This window comes from Streptomyces caelestis (assembly GCF_001279005.1).
GTDB lineage: Bacteria > Actinomycetota > Actinomycetes > Streptomycetales > Streptomycetaceae > Streptomyces > Streptomyces heliomycini.
In genome coordinates, this window is sequence record NZ_LGCN01000015.1 from 1 (window position 1) to 2633 (window position 2633).

Consider the following 2633-nt stretch of genomic DNA (forward strand, 5'->3'; position numbering starts at 1 on the left):
CTGCATCAGCCGGGCACGCGCCGCGACCAGGGTGCAGGCGTCGTCCAGGGACAGCACCCCCGCCACATGCGCGGCCGCGATCTCCCCGACCGAGTGACCGACGACGTAGTCGGGCCGCACTCCCCACGACTCGACCAGCCGGTACAACGCCACCTCGACCGCGAACAGCGCGGGCTGGGTGTAGCCGGTGGTGTCCAGGAGTCCCGCCTCCGGCGTGCCCGCCTCGGCGAACAGCACCTCCCGCAGCGGGCGGTCCAACTCGTCCTCGAAGTGGTTCAGTACGGCGTCCAGCGCCTGCGCGAACACCGGGAACCGGGCATACAGCTCACGCCCCATGCCCGCCCGCTGCGCGCCCTGCCCCGAGAACAGCACCGCCAGCGACCGCTCCACCGCACGGCCACGCGCCACCTCCACCGGCTGTTCGCCGTCCACCGCGGCGAGGAGCACCGCCCGGTGCTCGAACACCGACCGCCCGGAGGCCAGCGAGTAGCCCACGTCCAGGACGGACCCGGCGTCGAAGGACGTCACCCGGTCGATCTGTCCCGGCAGGGCGTCCTCGGACCGCGCCGAGACCGGCCACGGCACCAGGACCGGCGAGACGGACGGCTCGGTGGCCGGCTCCGGGTCCTGCGCGGCCGGTTCGGGCTGTTCGAGGATGACGTGGGCGTTGGTGCCGCTGAGGCCGAAGGACGACACACCGGCACGCCACGGCCGGTCCGTGTCCGGCCACGCGGTCGGCTCGGTGAGGAGCCGGACCGCGCCGGCCTCCCAGTCGACGTGCGTGGAGGGACGGTCGACATGGAGGGTCCGGGGCAGGACGCCGTGGCGCAGGGCGAGCACCATCTTGATGACGCCGGCGACACCGGCGGCGGCCTGGGTGTGGCCGATGTTCGACTTGATGGAGCCGAGCAGCAGCGGACGCTCCGGATCGCGGTCGCGGCCGTAGGTGGCCAGCAGCGCCTGTGCCTCGATCGGGTCGCCGAGGGTCGTGCCGGTGCCGTGCGCCTCGACGGCGTCCACGTCGGCGGGCGTGAGCCCGGCGCTCGCCAGGGCCTGGCGGATGACCCGCTGCTGGGAGGGACCGTTGGGGGCGGTCAGGCCGTTGGAGGCGCCGTCCTGGTTGATGGCCGAGCCGCGGACCACCGCGAGCACCTCGTGCCCGTTGCGGCGGGCGTCGGAGAGGCGTTCCAGGACGAGCATGCCGACGCCCTCGGACCAGCCGGTGCCGTCGGCGGCGTCCGCGAACGCCTTGCACAGGCCGTCGCCGGCCAGGCCGCCCTGCCGGGTGAAGCCGGAGAAGTTCATCGGGGTCGACAGCACGGTGACGCCGCCCGCGAGGGCGAGGGAGCTCTCCCCGCTGCGCAGGGACTGGGCGGCGAGGTGCAGGGCGACCAGGGAGGAGGAGCAGGCGGTGTCGACGGTGAGCGCCGGGCCCTCCAGGCCGAGGGCGTAGGAGACCCGGCCGGAGATGACGCTGGTGGCGAGGCCGGTGCTGGCGTGGCCCTCGACGTCCTCGCGGGAGGTCATCACCAGGGTCGCGTAGTCCTGTCCGGTGGTGCCCACGAAGATGCCGGTGGCGCTGCCGCGCAGGCTCTGCGGGTCGATGCCGGCGCGTTCGAACGCCTCCCAGGAGGTCTCCAGGAGGAGCCGCTGCTGCGGGTCCATGGCGAGGGCCTCGCGCGGGGAGATCCCGAAAGCCGGCGTCGAAGCCGCCCACGTCGTGCAGGAAGCCGCCGCGGCGGGTGGCGCTGACGCCCCGGTTGTCGTGGCCTCCGCCGAACAGGGTGTCCAGGTCCCAGCCGCGGTCGGTCGGGAAGGCGGTGATGCGGTCCTCGCCGTCGGCGAGCATGCGCCACAGTTCGTCGGGGGTGGTGATGCCGCCGGGCATGCGGCAGGCCATGCCGACGATGACCACCGGGTCGTCGGCGACGTCGGCGGCCACCAGGGGGGTGTCCAGGTCGCCGTGTTCGTCCAGGAGTTCGGCGACCAGGTGCTCGGCGAGGCCGTGCGGGGTCGGGTAGTCGAAGACGAGGGTGGCGGTCAGCCGCAGGCCGGTGGCGGTGGTGAGGCGGTTGCGCAGTTCGACGGCGGTGAGCGAGTCGAAGCCGAGTTCGCGGAACTCGCGGCCTGGTTCGATGGCCTTGGGCGAGGAGTGGCCGAGCACGGCGGCGGCCTCGAGCCGCACCAGTTCGACGAGGTGGCGGACGCGCTCCTCCTCGGGGAGGGCCAGCAGGCGGCGCGTCAGTTCGGCGGCGGTGCTCGCGCCGCCGACGGCGGTGGCGGCGGCGCGCCGGCTGCCGCGCACCAGGTTGCGCAGCAGCGGGGGCACCTCGCCCGGGACGCGCAGGTCGCCGCCGGTGGAGCCGACGGGGACCACGAGGGGTTCGGCGGAGCCGGTGGCGGTGTCGAAGAGGGCGAGGCCGCGCTCGACGGGGATCGGGGCGGCTCCGGAGGCGGCGATGCGCTGCATGTCGGCGTCGGAGAGGGTGCCGGTCATGCCGGCGCTCTGCGCCCAGGCGCCCCAGGCCAGGGAGAGGGCGGGCAGGCCGGCTGCGGAGCGCTGCTGGGCGAGGGCGTCCAGGAAGACGTTGGCCGCCGCGTAGTTGCCCTGGCCGGCGCTGCCCATCACGCCG

At 74.6% G+C, this 2633-nt stretch carries 1 protein-coding gene and 1 pseudogene; both read right to left on the minus strand.

Going from position 1 to position 2633, the window contains the following annotated elements; all coding sequences use genetic code 11:
* Positions 1-1200: acyltransferase domain-containing protein (locus ADK41_RS44160; protein WP_432422506.1), on the minus strand; the 1200-nt coding region annotated here is incomplete at its 3' end.
* A 30-nt stretch (positions 1201-1230) separates the two neighbouring features.
* Positions 1231-2626 (minus strand): annotated as a pseudogene (locus ADK41_RS44165) (beta-ketoacyl synthase N-terminal-like domain-containing protein); the annotation flags it as partial.
* Between the last annotated feature and the right edge of the window lie 7 nt (positions 2627-2633).